Annotated in this window: 17 protein-coding genes and 1 pseudogene; 10 read left to right on the top strand and 8 right to left on the bottom strand. The window is 63.1% G+C overall.

The features are described 5' to 3' along the window. Window positions 1-100: 100 nt before the first annotated feature. Both copD and copC read right to left on the bottom strand, forming a co-directional pair. Window positions 101-1,045 (bottom strand): copper homeostasis membrane protein CopD, encoded by a 945-nt coding sequence (gene copD / locus LDB26_RS19760; protein WP_007683373.1) that lies wholly within the window; start codon window positions 1,043-1,045, stop codon window positions 101-103. A gap of 4 nt (window positions 1,046-1,049) precedes the next feature. Continuing rightward, window positions 1,050-1,427: a copper homeostasis periplasmic binding protein CopC gene (gene copC, locus LDB26_RS19755; protein ID WP_007683372.1), complete on the bottom strand. Its 378-nt coding sequence runs from the start codon at window positions 1,425-1,427 to the stop codon at window positions 1,050-1,052. A 133-nt stretch (window positions 1,428-1,560) separates the two neighbouring features. On the opposite strand from copC, the gene LDB26_RS19750 reads away from it, so the two are divergent. From LDB26_RS19750 to LDB26_RS19710, 9 genes are all read left to right on the top strand, one after another. Then, window positions 1,561-1,833 carry a hypothetical protein gene (locus LDB26_RS19750; protein ID WP_007683370.1) on the top strand — a complete coding sequence of 91 codons (273 nt, stop codon included), beginning with the start codon at window positions 1,561-1,563 and terminating at the stop codon, window positions 1,831-1,833. Next, window positions 1,833-2,273, top strand: a complete 441-nt coding sequence (locus LDB26_RS19745) for a periplasmic heavy metal sensor (protein WP_007683368.1) — start codon at window positions 1,833-1,835, stop codon at window positions 2,271-2,273. The genes LDB26_RS19750 and LDB26_RS19745 overlap by 1 nt, the downstream gene beginning before the upstream one ends. Beyond that, a complete protein-coding gene (locus LDB26_RS19740) occupies window positions 2,270-2,836 on the top strand; it encodes an RNA polymerase sigma factor (protein ID WP_007683367.1) in 567 nt (188 codons plus the stop codon). The genes LDB26_RS19745 and LDB26_RS19740 overlap by 4 nt, the downstream gene beginning before the upstream one ends. A 66-nt stretch (window positions 2,837-2,902) precedes the next feature. Beyond that, window positions 2,903-4,828 carry a copper resistance system multicopper oxidase gene (locus LDB26_RS19735; RefSeq protein ID WP_007683365.1) on the top strand — a complete coding sequence of 642 codons (1,926 nt, stop codon included), beginning with the start codon at window positions 2,903-2,905 and terminating at the stop codon, window positions 4,826-4,828. Next, a complete protein-coding gene (locus LDB26_RS19730; protein ID WP_007683363.1) occupies window positions 4,828-5,976 on the top strand; it encodes a copper resistance protein B in 1,149 nt (382 codons plus the stop codon). Before LDB26_RS19735 ends, LDB26_RS19730 begins: the two co-directional genes overlap by 1 nt. A 90-nt stretch (window positions 5,977-6,066) precedes the next feature. After that, on the top strand, window positions 6,067-6,540 hold the full coding sequence (locus LDB26_RS19725; protein ID WP_007683361.1) for a DUF305 domain-containing protein: 474 nt from the start codon (window positions 6,067-6,069) through the stop codon (window positions 6,538-6,540). A gap of 58 nt (window positions 6,541-6,598) precedes the next feature. Continuing rightward, window positions 6,599-8,134 carry a nitrogen regulation protein NR(II) gene (locus tag LDB26_RS19720; RefSeq protein WP_007683359.1) on the top strand — a complete coding sequence of 512 codons (1,536 nt, stop codon included), beginning with the start codon at window positions 6,599-6,601 and terminating at the stop codon, window positions 8,132-8,134. Then, window positions 8,124-8,747, top strand: coding sequence for a response regulator transcription factor (locus LDB26_RS19715; protein WP_007683357.1), 624 nt, complete (start codon window positions 8,124-8,126; stop codon window positions 8,745-8,747). Before LDB26_RS19720 ends, LDB26_RS19715 begins: the two co-directional genes overlap by 11 nt. An 81-nt stretch (window positions 8,748-8,828) precedes the next feature. After that, window positions 8,829-9,236 carry a response regulator gene (locus LDB26_RS19710; protein WP_007683354.1) on the top strand — a complete coding sequence of 136 codons (408 nt, stop codon included), beginning with the start codon at window positions 8,829-8,831 and terminating at the stop codon, window positions 9,234-9,236. Between the two features lie 62 nt (window positions 9,237-9,298). Here the strand turns inward: LDB26_RS19710 and LDB26_RS19705 are convergent. The 4 genes and pseudogenes from LDB26_RS19705 to LDB26_RS19690 form a co-directional block, all read right to left on the bottom strand. Beyond that, window positions 9,299-9,613: pseudogene (locus tag LDB26_RS19705) on the bottom strand (CorA family divalent cation transporter); the annotation flags it as partial. A 401-nt stretch (window positions 9,614-10,014) separates the two neighbouring features. Then, the gene (locus tag LDB26_RS19700; RefSeq protein WP_004212690.1) at window positions 10,015-10,296 is read right to left on the bottom strand and encodes a type II toxin-antitoxin system YafQ family toxin; all 282 of its coding nucleotides are present in this window, start codon (window positions 10,294-10,296) and stop codon (window positions 10,015-10,017) included. Then, complete coding sequence (locus LDB26_RS19695) at window positions 10,283-10,546, bottom strand: type II toxin-antitoxin system RelB/DinJ family antitoxin (protein WP_004212689.1); 264 nt, start codon at window positions 10,544-10,546, stop codon at window positions 10,283-10,285. Before LDB26_RS19695 ends, LDB26_RS19700 begins: the two co-directional genes overlap by 14 nt. Window positions 10,547-10,930: 384 nt before the next feature. Continuing rightward, window positions 10,931-11,368: a DUF411 domain-containing protein gene (locus tag LDB26_RS19690; protein ID WP_007683347.1), complete on the bottom strand. Its 438-nt coding sequence runs from the start codon at window positions 11,366-11,368 to the stop codon at window positions 10,931-10,933. 126 nt (window positions 11,369-11,494) lie between these two features. On the opposite strand from LDB26_RS19690, the gene LDB26_RS19685 reads away from it, so the two are divergent. Then, complete coding sequence (locus LDB26_RS19685; RefSeq protein WP_001389365.1) at window positions 11,495-12,259, top strand: IS6-like element IS6100 family transposase; 765 nt, start codon at window positions 11,495-11,497, stop codon at window positions 12,257-12,259. Window positions 12,260-12,277: 18 nt separating this feature from the next. Here the strand turns inward: LDB26_RS19685 and LDB26_RS19680 are convergent, their stop codons facing one another. Next, window positions 12,278-14,731 carry a Tn3 family transposase gene (locus LDB26_RS19680; RefSeq protein ID WP_257542281.1) on the bottom strand — a complete coding sequence of 818 codons (2,454 nt, stop codon included), beginning with the start codon at window positions 14,729-14,731 and terminating at the stop codon, window positions 12,278-12,280. A gap of 142 nt (window positions 14,732-14,873) precedes the next feature. Next, the gene (locus LDB26_RS19675; protein ID WP_008786762.1) at window positions 14,874-15,440 is read right to left on the bottom strand and encodes a TetR/AcrR family transcriptional regulator; all 567 of its coding nucleotides are present in this window, start codon (window positions 15,438-15,440) and stop codon (window positions 14,874-14,876) included. Window positions 15,441-15,446 lie beyond the last annotated feature (6 nt).

The raw sequence follows: 15,446 nt of genomic DNA, 5'->3' as shown, positions 1-15,446 counted from the left end.
GGCGGATCGCGCGATCATAGTCTTTCGTCGATCCAGTCCCGCGCGGCGGGGTGTACGATTGCATTGGCTTCTCCCAACGCGAGGCGTTCGAAACGATAAACTACATCGACATGGGTGGCGACAGTGTCCCCAGCCAGGCGACCAGCCCGAGAATGACGATCGCAAGACCGCCTTCGACGACGAGGCTCGCGCGCAGCAGCGCCTGCGCCCGTGGCGCGTCCTCTTCCTCGATCGCCTGCGCAAGTGCCGGGGTCAGGCGATAACGGTTGAGCGCGGCCAGGCCCAGCATGCCGGCGAAGAGCAGCAGCTTGGCGATGAGCAGCAGGCCGTAGGTCGACTGCCCGAGAGACGCGATGTTGCCCGGGCCGACCAGGAACCAGCCGTTCACCGTCCCGGTCAGGATCAGCAGGGCGACGATGATCGTGCCGACGAAGGAGAAGCCCCGCAGCGCTTCCTCGGCGAGCATGACCCGGTCCATGTCTTCAGTGGCGAGATCATCGGTTGCGAGCCTGGTAAGAACCAGCGCAAGGAATGCGGCAAGCGCGCCGACCCAGGCGCCCGCGGCGAGCAGATGGATGAGATCGGCCCCCAGTTGCAGCCAGCCCGCCTCGCCTTCGCCGGCCGCGCCATGCCCGCTCCAGGCGAGGGTCGCGAGTGCGACCGCGCCTGCCAGAGTGGAGGCGATGAAGGCAGGACGGGATTGCCGGCGATAGAAGGGGATGGAGAGCAGAAGAACGAGGAGCGCGACGAGGCGCGCCTTCAGCGCCGTTCCCATGGACGTGCCGTTGAACAGCTCTGCGACCATGGAAAGATCAGGCTGGGTGAGCGGCAGCCCGGTCATGGCCGCTGCCTGCAACGCGAACCCCAGCGCCGACAGCAGGAGGGCGAGACAGGCGAGACCGGCCACCATTGCTACCATCGGCAGATGCCGCTGTACCATCCGGCCGCCGCCGGGCGCATAGAGCGCGAACAGCGGCAGGCCGAACAACAGGCCGAGATCGACGTAGAGCGCCCAGCGGACGGCGACGAGTGCCACGTCGTTCATGGCGTCACTTGACGGTAAAGGCGAGATTGCCCTGGATGCGGTGCGTGTCGGTCGAGACGACGTGCCAGGCGACCTGATAGCTGCCCGCCATGAGCGGCTTGGCGAGCGTCAGCACGAGCGTCTTGTCGCCTTCGACGGACGTCTTGAAGCCGGTTACCGCCATGCGGTGGTTGGGCATGCCGGGCATGCCGGTCATCACGATCTCGGCGCCCGACAGCTTCGGCATCAGACCTTCACTGAAGGTGAGCGTTATACGCGACGGCGCCGAGACGCTGGCGTTCGCGGCGGGCGTCGAGGACACAAGCTTGGGATGCGCGTAGGCCGGAGCAGAAACACTCAGGCCGACGGCGGCGATAACTGCGAGAGGCGAAAAGAAACGCATTGGAACATTCTCCTGTAGATCCCATGAGACAATACGCAGCCCGAGCCCCCACCCCTCGCAATTATTCTTTTCAATCTACAGCAAGGGTTCCTGGACCATCGTGCGTATTGATGGATGAAGACGGAGAAGCACCATGGATGAACTTGACCACCTGCTCTCGCGGTTGCGCGATGCGCCTCTCGATCCCAGGCTCGGCGGCCTGGAAAGCCGGGTCATGGCGGAAATAGCGCGCATCCGGGCCATACCAAGCCTTGGCGCTATGACGTTCGGCATCGCGGCCGCAACCGCGCTGTTCATCGGAATTGCCGGCTCGGCAGTTTCGACACGGTCTGCTGATGCCAAACCGCTATCGCCCTTCGATGCTCGGCTCGCGCTTGCGCCCTCGACGCTGCTGAGCTCGCAGTGATGCGCGACCGCCGCCGGCTCCTGCTCCTCGTCCTGGTGACCTTCGCCGCGGCGATCGCTGGCGTTGTCATTGGCCGCGTCTATGTGGTTCCAGTGCGCCCGGTCGAAAATGAGCTGCACGAGCTGCTCCATCGCGATCTGAAGCTGAATTCAGCGCAACACAGCCGACTCGAGACAATCGAGAAGAACTACGCGATCCGGCGTCAAGCGCTGGAGGCCGAATTGCGCGCCGACAATGCGCGTCTCGCGGAAGCGATCGAAGCGGAGCATGGCTATGGCCCGCAAGTCGCAACTGCGGTGGATCGCTCGCACCAGGCCATGGGCGCGCTGCAGAAAGAAACACTTGAGCATATCTTCGCGATGCGGGCCGTGCTGCGCCCGGATCAGACGGACAAATTCGACGACGCCGTGGTGAAAGCGCTGACGGCCAAATCCGAATGACCGCGTGCCTCCCCGACTGCTCGGACGGGGAGCTCGCGGCTCTGGCGCTTGGAGGCCGGCAAGCGGCCTATGGCGAGCTGGTCCGCCGGCATCAAGGTTGGGTTCACCGGCTCGTGCGCAGCCATGTCGGATCTATGGATGAGGCATTGGATGTCACCCAGGCGAGCTTCGTCGCGGCCTTTGCCGCACTCAACCGCTATGACGTAACCCGACCCTTCCAGGTCTGGATGTCCCGGATTGTCATCAACAAATGCCATGACTGGCGGCGTCGGCGAGCGGTTCGAAATTTCTTTGCCCTAGCCCTACCGCTCGGCGAGGCGGACGGCGTCGCCGACGACGCACCGCTGCCCGATCAGGCGATCGGGGCCGAACAGCAGCTCGCGCAAGCAATGAAAGCGATTGCTGCCCTGCCGTCTTCCCTCAAGGACACGCTTATTTTGCGTACGATCGACGAGAAATCGGAAGCTGAAACCGCCGAAATTCTCGGGATCAGCCAGAAGGCGGTCGAAACGCGCCTCTATCGAGCTAGGGCACGCCTTTCGGAAATATTAAAGAAAGTTTGAGGGGGATGAGGCCATGCTGCGTATTCCCAATAGGTACGCCCTCTTTCTTAAAGCTGAGACAACCGAATGATTTCTGCTCTCGACCGCCGCCAGTTCCTCCGCGGCGCGGCCCTCGCCGGCGGCGGCGCAGCATTGTCAGCCTGGCTGCCGGCCTGGGCGCAGACGATCTCGCCGGGGATGCGACCGACGCTGCCGACCGTGTCGGGCGAAGACATTACGCTCACCATCGCCCGGCAGTCGATGACCATCGACGGGCGCAAGTTCCGGGCAATCGGCCTCAACGGCACGGTCCCCGCCCCGCTGATCCGGCTGCGCGAGGGCCAGCGCGTGCGGCTCAACGTCATCAATCAGCTGGAGGAGGACAGCTCGATCCACTGGCACGGGCTGATCCTGCCGGCCAATATGGACGGTGTGCCGGGCGTGTCTTTTCCGGGCATCAAGCCGGGCTCGAACTACCTCTACCAGTTCTCCGTCGTGCAAAGCGGCACCTACTGGTACCACAGCCATTCAGGCCTGCAGGAACAGGAAGGCCATTACGGCCCGATCATCATCGATCCCGCCGGTGCCGATCCGGTCGCCTATGACCGCGAGCATGTCATCGTGCTCGCCGATCACAGCGCGCTCTCGCCGCAGGCGATCTTCCGGCGCCTCAAGGTCAACCCCGGCCATTTCAATTTCCAGCGCCAGACCCTGGCCGGGCTCCTGTCGGGCAAGGATCAGCCGCTCAAGGACCGGCTCGACTGGGGCCAGATGCGGATGGACCCGGCCGACATCTCCGATGTGACCGGATCCACCTACACCTATCTCGTCAACGGCCATGGTCCGATGGACAACTGGACCGCGCTCTTCACCCCGGGCGAACGGGTGCGGCTGCGGGTCATCAATGCGTCGGCGATGACCACCTTCAACGTCCGCATCCCCGGCCTGCCGCTGACCATCGTCCAGGCCGACGGGCAGAATGTGGTGCCGGTCACCGTCGACGAGTTCCAGGTTGGTGTTGCCGAGACCTACGACGTCGTTGTCAGCCCAGGCGATGACAAGGCCTACACCCTTGTCGGCGAGGCGATCGACCGCTCGGGCATGGCGCGTGCCACGCTCGCGCCGCGCGCCGGCATGGCCGGCGAGGTTCCCCCCTTACGCAAACGGCCGCTCGCCGACATGAAGGACATGGGCATGGACATGTCCTCGATGCCGGGCATGGAAGGCATGGACATGTCGGGCGGCGCTATGCGGGGCGTCGATCCGACGGCCGAGAAGAACGCGTCCGCGCGCCTCGCGACCGGCGCGGCGGCAGCGATGGCGACCATGGACAATAGCGCCATGGCAGGCATGGATCATTCGGGGATGGATCATTCCGCGATGAGCGGGATGGACCACGGCGCGATGGGCGCCGATGGCCAGATGGCGGGCATGGACCATGGCGGGCACGCGATGGGGTCGATGAAGATGCGAGACTTCTCGAACGCGCCGCAGGTGAAGCGCGACCCGAGCGTCCAGACCATCTCGCCGATGCCCGTCGACCGCACCGGCGAGCCCGGCCAGGGCCTCGCCGACGTCGGCCACAAGGTGCTTGTCTACAGGGACCTGATGGCGCTCGATCGCAATCCGGACGTGCGCGCGCCGAGCCGCAGCATCGACATTCACCTCACCGGCAACATGGAGCGGTTCATGTGGTCGTTCGACGGCGAAAAAATGTCGGACCATCACGAGCCGATCCCCTTCATCGAAGGCGAGCGGGTGCGCGTCAATCTCATCAACGACACGATGATGGGGCATCCGATCCATATTCACGGGCATTTTTTCGAGCTGGTGACGGGGCATGGCGATCATGCGCCACGCAAGCATACGGTAATCGTCCAGCCCGGCGGCAAGGTGACCTGGGACTTCACCGCCGACGCGGTCGGCGACTGGGCCTTCCACTGTCATCTCCTCTACCACATGCATGCCGGGATGATGCGGGTCGTGAGCGTCCGTCCGAAGGGAGACGCGTAATGACCCGCATCCTCACGCCGCTGGTGAGCGCGATCGCCCTTTTCGCTGCCGCGCCCGCCTTTGCCCAGGATCATTCAATGCACGGCATGCCCGGCATGGCGCCGCCGGGCGAGGTGCCGCCGGCGCAGGAGAAGAAGAAGGACAAGGCCGCCGCCAGGCCGCGCGCTCAGACACCAGCGCCAGACGCCACCTCGGCGATGGACCATTCGCAGCACCAGGCCAGTCCTGCGCCGCAGGGAGATGCGGCCGGTCAGCCGCAACCCGCGTCTCCCGCGATGCCGGACATGCCGGGCATGGACCACTCCCAGCATCAGGACGGCGCGATGCCGGACATGCCCGGGATGGACCATTCGCAGCATGGCCAGACCGCCATGCCCGGCATGCAAATGACCGGCACGGCGCTTCCGGCCGGCAATGCGCCCCCGCCGCCTCCCCCCAGCGACCACTTCGCCGATCGTGATTTTCCCGGCGCCGAGATGGCGCGCTCACGCGACATCATGATGAAGGACAGCGGCGGCAACAATTTCGGGCAGGTGCTGCTCAACCTGTTCGAGTATCAAGCGCATAGCGGTCGCGATGGCTATCGCTGGGATGGCGAAGGCTTTTACGGCGGCGATATCAACCGGCTCTGGCTCAAGAGCGAGGGCGAAGGCGAGTTCGGCCGCGGCATCGACAGCGCGGAGGTGCAGGTGCTCTATAGCCGGGCCATCGACCCCTATTTCAATCTTCAGGGCGGTATCCGCCAGGACTTCGGCCGCGGGCCCGACCGCACTTACGCGACGGTCGGCGTCGAGGGCCTGGCTCCCGGCATGTTCGAAGTCGAAGGCGCGCTGTTCCTCTCGACCAAGGGCGATGTTCTGGGCCGGGTCGAGGGCTATTACGACCAGCGCATTACCCAGCGCCTGATCTTGCAGCCGCGCGCCGAGGTCAATTTCGCCGCGCAGGATATTCCGGAGAACGACATCGGTTCGGGGCTGGTCAACATAGAGCTTGGCGCGCGCCTGCGCTATGAGTTCAGCCGCCAGTTCGCACCCTATATCGGCGTCTCTTATCTGCGCAAAGCCGGCGACACGGCGCGGCTGTCGAGGCTTGCCGGCGAGGACGTCCATGCCACCAGCTTCGTCGCCGGCATCCGCTTCTGGTTCTAGCATCGGGACGGCTGATGGCGGGGGCGAACAGGAGAGCGGGGCGTTACACTGAGACCCAGGTCGGCCTGCGCCGAACGAAGGAGATACGCCATGGATCATTCGTCCCACATGAGCACACGGAAGATGGGCGCCTATTGGAGCCTGGCCTTCCAGACCGTCATCAGCGGCGTCATCATGTATCTGGTGATGTTCGTCATGATCGACGGGCTCGACAGCTTCTACAACAACCTCAACATGCTCTACATGACGCTGATGATGGTCTCACCGATGGTGGTGCTCATGATCCTCGCCATGCGGCACATGTTCCCGTCGAAGGCCGCCAACATCGCGCTGATCGCCGCGTCGCTGGTCGCCTTCTTGGGCAGCTTCGCGTTCATCCGCACGCAGACCACGATCGGCGACACGGCCTTTCTGCGCTCGATGATCCCACACCACTCCGGCGCGATCCTGATGTGCCAGGAAGCAAAGCTGAGCGATCCCGAAGTCATCCGGCTTTGCGAATCGATCAAGCGCTCGCAGCGGCAGGAAATCGACGAGATGAAGGCCATACTCGCGCGGCGCTGAGTGGCACGGTCCGGCTACGCCCGGATACGTGCGCCCGGCCGGGCGTGTGAGCCGGCCGATGGTCTACACGAGGCGCGGGCCCGACGAGATTGCCAGGGAGGTGGCGCGGCTTGCGCCGCTGTTCCTGCGACAGGCTGGCGGCCACGTCCTGACGCTGCTCGATCCTTCCGGGATGGTGCTGAGCTATAATGAAGAAGGCGAGCGTGCCGAATGCTGGCCGCTCGATCGCGTCCTGGGACAGCCCCACGACCTGTTCTACCCGCCCGACGAGATTGCGGCGGGGCGTCCAGGCGCAGACCTGGCGGCCGCCCTTCACGAGGGCACGCTGGAGCGCGAAGCGTGGCGGGTCTGCGAGAACGGCGCGGAATATCTGGCGCGCCTGACGATCACCGCACTGTTCGAAGGCGACACACATCGCGGCTTCGCCTGCATCAGCCGCGATGTCACCGACGAGGCGGCGGTCCGCGCATCGATCGAGACCCGCGAGCAGCATCTGCAATCGATTCTGGCGACGGTGCCGGATGCGATGATCATCATCGACGAGACCGGCGCCATCACGTCGTTCAGCGCAGCGGCACAACGCCTGTTCGGCTACAGCGAAGCCGAGCTCGTCGGCCGCAACGTCTCCTGCCTTATGCCCCAGCCCGATCGCGACCGTCACGACGAATATCTCGCGCATTATCTGCAGACCGGCGAGCGCCGGATCATCGGCCTCGGTCGCGTCGTGGTCGGCCAGCGCCGCGACGGCTCAACCTTCCCGATGCAGCTGTCGGTCGGCGAGGCCGGTGAAGACGGGCAGCGGTTGTTCACCGGCTTTATCCGGGATCTCACCGCCAAGGAGCAGGATGAGCTCAGGCTCAAGGAACTGCAGGCAGAGCTGGTCCATGTCTCTCGGCTGAGCGCGATGGGCACGATGGCCTCGACGCTCGCGCATGAGCTCAACCAGCCGCTTGCCGCGGTCGCGCTCTATCTCGAGACGATCCGCGACATGCTCGACGAGCGGGACGACGAACCCTTCGTGTCGCTACGGTCGGTGATGGATGATGCGGCACAGGAAACGCTGCGGGCCGGCCATATCGTCCGGCGCCTGCGCGATTTCGTCGCCCGCGGCGAGGTCGACAAGAGCCTCCACGAGCTGCCGCAGGTCATCGCCGAGGCGAGCCAGCTCGCGCTGGTCGGTGCACGCGAGCGCGGCATCCGCAGCTTCTTTGCGGTCGATCCCGCCGCGACGCTGGTCCTCGTCGACAGGGTGCAGATCCAGCAGGTGCTGGTCAACCTGATGCGCAATGCCATCGAGGCGATGGCGGAGTGTCCGGTTCGCGACCTCAAGGTGGCGACCAGGTTGCGCCCTGACGGGCTGATCGAGGTGACCGTGGAGGATACCGGTCCCGGCATCGCGGACGGAATCCGCGAGCAGCTCTTCACGGCGTTCAACTCGACAAAGGCCGACGGCATGGGCCTCGGCCTCTCGATCTGCCGGACCATCATCGAAGCGCATGGCGGCCGTATCTGGATGGAGCGCCCCGACCGCGGCGGCACCCGCTTTCATTTTACCTTGATCCATGCGCGGGCGGAGGAGGAACATGGGGGATAGACGCGTCATCCATCTGGTCGACGACGAGGAGAGCATCCGCAAGGCGGCGAGCTTTGCGCTCAAGACCGCGGGCTACGACGTCGTGACCTATGCCTCGGGCGTGGAGTTTCTCAAGGAGGCGAAGTCGGCGGCCGTCGGCTGCGTCATCCTTGACGTGCGCATGCCCGAGATGGACGGTCTCGAGGTTCAGGCCGCCATGGCAGCACGCGGGGTCAACATGCCGGTCATCGTCCTGACCGGCCATGGCGACGTGTCGGTTGCGGTGCAGGCCATGAAAGGCGGCGCGGTCGACTTTCTCGAGAAGCCCTTCGAGAAAGCGGCCCTGCTCGGCGCCGTCAGCCGCGCGTTCGCGCGTCTCGACGATGTCGACTTTCGCACTCTGGAAACCTCTGAAGCCGGCGTGCGGGTCGCTGCACTGACGCCCCGGGAGCGTGAAGTGCTGGAAGGGCTGGCGAACGGCCTGCCCAATAAGACGATCGCCTATGACCTGGGCTGTTCATCGCGAACGGTCGAGGTCCATCGCGCGAGCCTGATGGCCAAGCTCGAGGTCCGCAATTTGTCCGAAGCCCTGCGGATCGCCTTTGCCGCGGGCATGGGCCGCAAGCCGAAGTGACTGCGACCTCTACGTAGCGACGGGACGAGGCGCGATATGCGATCGATGGTGCAATCGTCACACGGGTGTCCGCTTCTCGCAATGCCATCGGTCCGTTCCACTCAGCATGATGGCAGATACACCATCCTCGTCTCCGACGACGATCCCGGCGTGCGGCGTGGCCTCCAGCTGCTGCTGAGATCGCGCGGCTATGCCGTGTGGGGATATACGACCGGCCACGCGCTGTTGGCCGACCCCCGCGCGAAGGAGGCAGACTGCGTCATCCTCGACTATCGCATGCCCGACATCGACGGATTCGCGATGCTGCGTCACCTTCGCGAGATCGGATGGTCGGGACGCGCCATCATGATCTCAGGCTTTCACGACACGCTGCTGGCCTGGCGGGCCGCCGAGGCGGGCTTCGATCACGTTCTCGCAAAGCCTTTGATCGGCAGGGCTTTGCTCGATGCGTTGGACCGGCACCGCGCCGAGGTTCTGCGAAAGCATTGAGTTATGGCGGCCGGCCCCCGGCAGCCTCAGCCCGGCGCGATGTGGAAAGCCGATCTGCGCCGTCAAAGCCAGTGGCTACGTTTGAACCGGATGTAGAGCCCAATGCAGACCGCAGCGATGACGCCGAGGATGACGAAATATCCCCATTGCGTCTTCAGTTCGGGCATATTCTCGAAATTCATGCCGTAGATTCCGGCAATCGCGGTAGGCACCGCGAGGATCGCGGCCCAGGCGGCAAGCTGACGCGTGATCGCACCCTGGCGCTGCTGTTCGAGCAGGTGACTCGCCTCGAACACCGAGATCAGGATGTCGCGGATGCCGGTGATGGCGCTCTCAACCCTGAGCATGTGATCGAGCAAATCACGGAAATAGGGTTTCCTTCTCACGATCTGGCTTTTGAGCCATTCGAGCATGGAATCTTTTGCCATCATGGGCGTCGTCGTCGCTCTCGGCAGCATCGTCTACCGGGCCAGCATCCGCCGGTCATCAACGTAGGGGTCACGACGGTGGAGCGAGCGGTCGGCTCTTCAAGCCCAACGCGATCGGCTCATTTCTCGCTCACCAGTCGTGAACTAACGGCAAATTTGTCAGAATTTGAGGGTGAAAGTGATTTATGGCCCTCATTTTTGTTTCAAGCAGCGCCTGCCGAATGCATCTCTGCGATTGATGTCTTCTGCAAAAGCTTGTTGGCATCGGATGCTCGCTGATCACACCTAACCCGTAATCGTGCCTCTGGCTGACATACCCGACAAACGTATAAGCTCGCCATGCGCGGGCGTCACCAACCCAATTCCGCGTGCGATCCCAAGCGCACAAGCTGCAAGGTGTCGTCATCGGGCTTGCGGTAAATCAGCACGAGGTCGGGCTTTATGTGGCAATCGCGATGGTCGCGCCAGTCGCCGGTCAGCGCATGGTCGCGGTGGCGCGGTTCAAGCGGCTCGTCGGATGCCAGCGCCTCGATGATCGGGATCAGGTCAGCGTCCAGCGTCTTGGCGTGCTGCCCCTTCTTCTCCCGCTTGTAGTCGCGCTTGAACCGCCCGAAGCGTTCAATCGTCCGCATTGAGGTCGGCCATCAGGTCGACCACCGTGGCGAACCGCTTGCCCTTTCCCTCGCGCGCTTCCTTCATGGCCTCGATCGTCTCGGCATTGGGCACCAGCGGTTCAAACGGCAAGGCCTTGTCGCGGGCAACGCGGGTCAGCATCAGGCGCACGGCATCGGAGACGGTCAGCCCCATAGCAGCCAGCACGGTCGCGGCTTCCTCCTTCACCGCTCCGTCGATCCGGGTCTGCACAAGAGCGTTTGCGGCCATGTCGATTTCCTTTCTGCATGACGATGTAATGCAAGCGAACGCAAAGTGCAATCAGGCAAAGCCCCGGCTATCGACATGGCGACCGGGCTTCGCGTTTTTCACCTTCAATGCTGTGAGTGCCATCGGTTCGGGGCCCTGATCGGGAATGTTGGGGCCGTTCTCACACTTTCGGTGGGCAAACGGTCCCACAATCGTTCCCACATTTTGGGCCAAATTCAGGCAAATCAGGGAGACGACCGCGAACAACTTACAAGACAAATCGTTGCTTTTTCAGTGTAGGTAGGGGTAGGGACGCCATCAGCTCGCTTGACACAAGGTTCTACACTCGACAGCGGGGTCCTCTACCACCGGGCAATTCTGCAGGATGCTGCAAACCGCGCGATATCAATGGCGGGCGAAAATTCGCTGACCGGCGCTGCCGAAGGCCACCACCGTATAGGGTTGGCGGGCAGCGCCTGCCACTTCCATGCCCTCCGAACCGATCGGCATCCCCGCAACCGCAATGCCTTTGACGCCCGCAGGACGGGTCGCCAGCAAGCGCTTGACGTCGGATATCGGGACATGGCCCTCGATCATATAGCCATCGACGATCGCGCTGTGGCAAGATGCCAGCGTCCGGGGCATGCCGGCCTTGCGCTGAAGCTCGCTGCGCGACGCATCGTCACGCATGACGACCTTGCGTCCCAGCTTCGCGCGCACGGCCTGCGCCCACTTCTCGCAACATCCACATCCCGGATCCCGGTGGACGACGATATCACTGGCCGCAAGCGCTACGCCGGGCATGGCGAGGAACAGCAAGGCGACGAATAGGCGGGTCTTCATGAAATGACTCCCGGAAGAACGATAAGCATGGGGCAGAGGCCCCTTCTTTTCTATACGCATCAATGGGCTCTGTTGCAAAAATCGTGAAGCTTGAGCATGCTTGGCGGAGATTGGACGGACGGAACGATGACGGATTTCAAGTGGCGCCATTTCCAGGGTGATGTGATCCTGTGGGCGGTGCGCTGGTATTGTCGCTATCCGATCAGCTATCGCGACCTTGAGGAAATGCTGGCGGAACGCGGCATTTCGGTCGACCATACGACGATCTATCGCTGGGTCCAGTGCTACGCCCCGGAGATGGAGAAGCGGCTGCGCTGGTTCTGGCGGCGTGGCTTTGATCCGAGCTGGCGCCTGGATGAAACCTACGTCAAGGTGCGGGGCAAGTGGACCTACCTGTACCGGGCAGTCGACAAGCGGGGCGACACGATCGATTTCTACCTGTCGCCGACCCGCAGCGCCAAGGCAGCGAAGCGGTTCCTGGGCAAGGCCCTGCGAGGCCTGAAGCACTGGGAAAAGCCTGCCACGCTCAATACCGACAAAGCGCCGAGCTATGGTGCAGCGATCACCGAATTGAAGCGCGAAGGAAAGCTGGACCGGGAGACGGCCCACCGGCAGGTGAAGTATCTCAATAACGTGATCGAGGCCGATCACGGAAAGCTCAAGATACTGATCAAGCCGGTGCGCGGTTTCAAATCGATCCCCACGGCCTATGCCACGATCAAGGGATTCGAAGTCATGCGAGCCCTGCGCAAAGGACAGGCTCGCCCCTGGTGCCTGCAGCCCGGCATCAGGGGCGAGGTGCGCCTTGTGGAGAGAGCTTTTGGCATTGGGCCCTCGGCGCTGACGGAGGCCATGGGCATGCTCAACCACCATTTCGCAGCAGCCGCCTGATCGGCGCAGAGCGACAGCCTACCTCTGACTGCCGCCAATCTTTGCAACAGAGCCGACCATCTCGTCATATTGCTGCTCGATCTCATCCCAGTTGATCGGACTGGAGAGGATCGGCTGCAAGTGGGGAAGCCGCGTTCGCATGCCGACATCGGGAAGAGCCAGCTTCTGGCGAGCGATCGCTTTCAGGCGGGGTGCAAGCTCAAATCCGAGAAGCCGGCAAAATGCAAAGCCAACCGCGCTTTGGCCATGACTATCAACATATTGTCGCTGGATTTCCATGTCGGTGCAATGGCGCAGCACGCCCTCGATCATGGAGGCGACCTCGGAGGAAGAGCAGCGCTTGAGCTGGGAATAGACGCATGTCGCGCGTCGTTCGACATGCCAGTAGATCATGACGCCCCGTCCACCATAACGCGCATGCCATTCCGTCATCAGGTTGCGATCCCAGGCTCCGAACTTTGTGGAATCTGACGCACAGGCCGTGCCGGCGTCCCCCCAGACTGCAGCATTGCGGATTGCCAGGGTCGCATTCGCAACCCTGGCACACGCCTCCTTGAGCGCCGCGGCATGAACGAAGCGGCGATGGACATGCAGCAGCTCTTCATAGCTGACATCGGGGGTGGCGCCGGCGATCCGCTTGAGCCCGGCATTCGTTCCCAGGCCGTAGAGGCATAGCAGGAGACGTTGATCCAGCGCGGTTTTCGGCAGTGCAACACGCGAGGCCGATGTTTCGAACGCTTCGAGAAGTCCCGTATCAAGGGCAGCCTCCTTCAGTACGTCGAGCAGCCCGGTCATCGGCCAGCGTTGGCCGATCTCGGTCTTGATCGAGGCGAGACCCCTGGGTTCGGGCAAGGGTTTGAACGGGGTGAGAGATATACGGTTCTCGCCGCGCCACAGCAGCCGAACCTTGTCGTTCCGGGGAATATTGGCATTGAGGAGCAACAGTTCCTGAGCAAGCTCTTCCCGGATGGCGCTTGAAAATGCACGCGCATCCGCCGTCAGGTTCAATCCTGTGTAATATGCTTCTCGCCGCGCATCGAAGTCCTTGGGAAGATCGTCATCGGGATTGCGGTATCGGTCCGCCCCGACAACCCAGATTTCCTTAGAACGGATGCGATCGCGCAGTTGCGCGAGGACACAAAGCTCATAACTGATCCGGTTTACGCGCCCCTCTTCATCAATGACGGAACTGCGCCATCTCGCCGGAATGACCTCGTCGACCGGCACTGCGTGCGGCGGCACGTAGCGGCATCCATCATCCACTTTGCTTCTGATCCAGTCCAGGGCCGCCAGCACCGGACGCCACACGGCGTTGTTCGACCGGAACTCCAGTGCCGAAAGCAGGCTTGGCAGCATACGGCGATAATGATTGGCCCATGACCTCCGCATCACCTTGTAGATCCGCCGATCCAAGGCGCCCTTTGCCTGGCTTTCCTTGATGATCGCCGCCAGTTTGTCCTTGCCGGCGATTGGGAAAATGACATCGCAGATGCGCCCGGATGGATCGTCGATCGAAGCGCTGGCAATCTCGACCAGGAGTCGCTCCTTGCCATAGACCCGCTCGATGTCTTTCGCGATATCGCCCACCACCTTGCGTTTCGAGCGCGATCCGATCTTATGGACCGTCTCGATCAGCAGGTCGACCATCGCATCCGTAAGCTGAGCTTCCCGCGCCATCAGATAAACGGCATAGAGCCCGAGCTGGCGCGCCGGTACATGCCGGCGCATCTCCGAGGCTTTCTCGCCGGCAACCCGGCGAACGATCTGATCGACCCATGCCTTGCCCGTGACCGATAGGAAATCTCGGGGAAGAGCAAGCCGTTGGATAAAGGCGAGTTTGGCGGTCACGCCAAGAATGTTTTCGAGCGTCGCCTGACCTGCATCCCCCTTCATCGTGTTGAAGCCGGTCGGGCCATCGGGATCGGCGAGCGAGGCTTCCAGCAAGGCGACCGCATCCGGCGCAAGCCGATCGCGGACTCGGGCCAACAGGGCCTCCAGATAGAGGTGTCGTTGCGAACGGACGAGGCGTTCCAGCTCCTTGCGCGACGGCCCATAGATACGGCGGTCGCGGCACCACAGGAAAACATGCTCGAGCATGGCATTGATCGGCTGCCCGCCCGCACAAAGATCGTCGGAAATCCACCTCGACAACGCCCTGCGATCCGTCTGCGTCATACGGCGGAACCCGAGATGCCGCAAAATCTCCGCGCAATGCCGGCGGGCGGTGCGCCCGGAAAAATCATAGTGGTTCACGGATTTGGCATCGAGACCAAGTTGCTCCGCCAGATACAAGACACCGTCGGAGGGTATCGACGCATGATCCGGCACAAAGAAGCCATGCCCGGCGAAAAATCTAAGCTGAACCGCCAATCCCAGTCGTGCCGTCTCCGCTTTGCCGGTCACGAACGCGATGTCCGAAAAACTCAGGCTCCAGGAGCCGATCAGATCCCCACTCGAAACGCCAAGGCTCATAACGCCGCTCCCTTATCGGAGCGGAACGTCGTTCCTCGCATGGGCGATCGTCAACAACAACCAGCCCGTTCCCGACGTGTTCTCCAAGATGACCAAAATCGCAGCTTCGGGCCGACTGGGCCGGGTTGTGGGGGGACACCAGTTATTTCGGGAGGTTTTCTTCCGCCTCAACAGGTCCGGCGGCCATCGCGACGAGGCGCGCCGCGATACGCTTGCGCAGTTGCTCGGGGAGCGGGCGCGACGACAGCGCCTCGTGAATCCACAGCCCATCGGCGGCAAGGCGCGAAATGAACCTGTCCAACTCGGCAGCGTCGTTTCCAATCGGCGCAGGAGGTGCCCAGCGGTCGATGACCTGTTGCCACAGATCGCCAAGCTGCCGATTGTCGGAGCTTTCCAGCATGAGCAGCAGTTCGACCCGCCGGGCAGCTCTTGCGCAGGTGTTGATGTAGGCGGCGTGTCGTTCGGCGTCTGTCGCCCTGTCCGAGGTGTTGCCGGCGCTCGCTTCCAGCTCCTGTTCCCATGAGCGAGTCAGATGCTCATGGGTGGCGAGGATCAGGGCTTCGCGCGACGGGAAATGATACAGAAGGCCGGCGCGTGTCATGCCGGTTTCGAGCGCTACGGCGTCGAGGGTGACGGCGGTGAGGCCGTCACGCTCGATGATGCTCACAATGGCTTCAAGCACTTCGAGGCGCTTGCTGGCTCTCGCCATGTCGGC

It is taken from the genome of Sphingobium sp. CFD-1 (genome assembly GCF_024611115.1).
Classification (GTDB): domain Bacteria; phylum Pseudomonadota; class Alphaproteobacteria; order Sphingomonadales; family Sphingomonadaceae; genus Sphingobium; species Sphingobium baderi_A.
This window is presented reverse-complemented; position numbering and strand designations above follow the sequence as displayed.

Excerpts from the sequence above, each read along its gene's own strand:
- LDB26_RS19740 (WP_007683367.1), top strand. The coding sequence starts at position 2,270 with ATGACCGCGTGCCTCCCCGACTGCTCGGACGGGGAGCTCGCGGCTCTG.
- LDB26_RS19675 (WP_008786762.1), bottom strand. The coding sequence starts at position 15,440 with ATGGCGAGAGCCAGCAAGCGCCTCGAAGTGCTTGAAGCCATTGTGAGC.
- copC (WP_007683372.1), bottom strand. The coding sequence starts at position 1,427 with ATGCGTTTCTTTTCGCCTCTCGCAGTTATCGCCGCCGTCGGCCTGAGT.
- LDB26_RS19680 (WP_257542281.1), bottom strand. The coding sequence starts at position 14,731 with ATGAGCCTTGGCGTTTCGAGTGGGGATCTGATCGGCTCCTGGAGCCTG.
- LDB26_RS19690 (WP_007683347.1), bottom strand. The coding sequence starts at position 11,368 with ATGAAGACCCGCCTATTCGTCGCCTTGCTGTTCCTCGCCATGCCCGGC.
- LDB26_RS19725 (WP_007683361.1), top strand. The coding sequence starts at position 6,067 with ATGGATCATTCGTCCCACATGAGCACACGGAAGATGGGCGCCTATTGG.
- LDB26_RS19735 (WP_007683365.1), top strand. The coding sequence starts at position 2,903 with ATGATTTCTGCTCTCGACCGCCGCCAGTTCCTCCGCGGCGCGGCCCTC.
- LDB26_RS19685 (WP_001389365.1), top strand. The coding sequence starts at position 11,495 with ATGACGGATTTCAAGTGGCGCCATTTCCAGGGTGATGTGATCCTGTGG.
- LDB26_RS19710 (WP_007683354.1), top strand. The coding sequence starts at position 8,829 with ATGCCATCGGTCCGTTCCACTCAGCATGATGGCAGATACACCATCCTC.
- LDB26_RS19700 (WP_004212690.1), bottom strand. The coding sequence starts at position 10,296 with ATGCGGACGATTGAACGCTTCGGGCGGTTCAAGCGCGACTACAAGCGG.
- LDB26_RS19695 (WP_004212689.1), bottom strand. The coding sequence starts at position 10,546 with ATGGCCGCAAACGCTCTTGTGCAGACCCGGATCGACGGAGCGGTGAAG.
- copD (WP_007683373.1), bottom strand. The coding sequence starts at position 1,045 with ATGAACGACGTGGCACTCGTCGCCGTCCGCTGGGCGCTCTACGTCGAT.
- LDB26_RS19745 (WP_007683368.1), top strand. The coding sequence starts at position 1,833 with ATGCGCGACCGCCGCCGGCTCCTGCTCCTCGTCCTGGTGACCTTCGCC.
- LDB26_RS19720 (WP_007683359.1), top strand. The coding sequence starts at position 6,599 with ATGGTCTACACGAGGCGCGGGCCCGACGAGATTGCCAGGGAGGTGGCG.
- LDB26_RS19730 (WP_007683363.1), top strand. The coding sequence starts at position 4,828 with ATGACCCGCATCCTCACGCCGCTGGTGAGCGCGATCGCCCTTTTCGCT.
- LDB26_RS19750 (WP_007683370.1), top strand. The coding sequence starts at position 1,561 with ATGGATGAACTTGACCACCTGCTCTCGCGGTTGCGCGATGCGCCTCTC.
- LDB26_RS19715 (WP_007683357.1), top strand. The coding sequence starts at position 8,124 with ATGGGGGATAGACGCGTCATCCATCTGGTCGACGACGAGGAGAGCATC.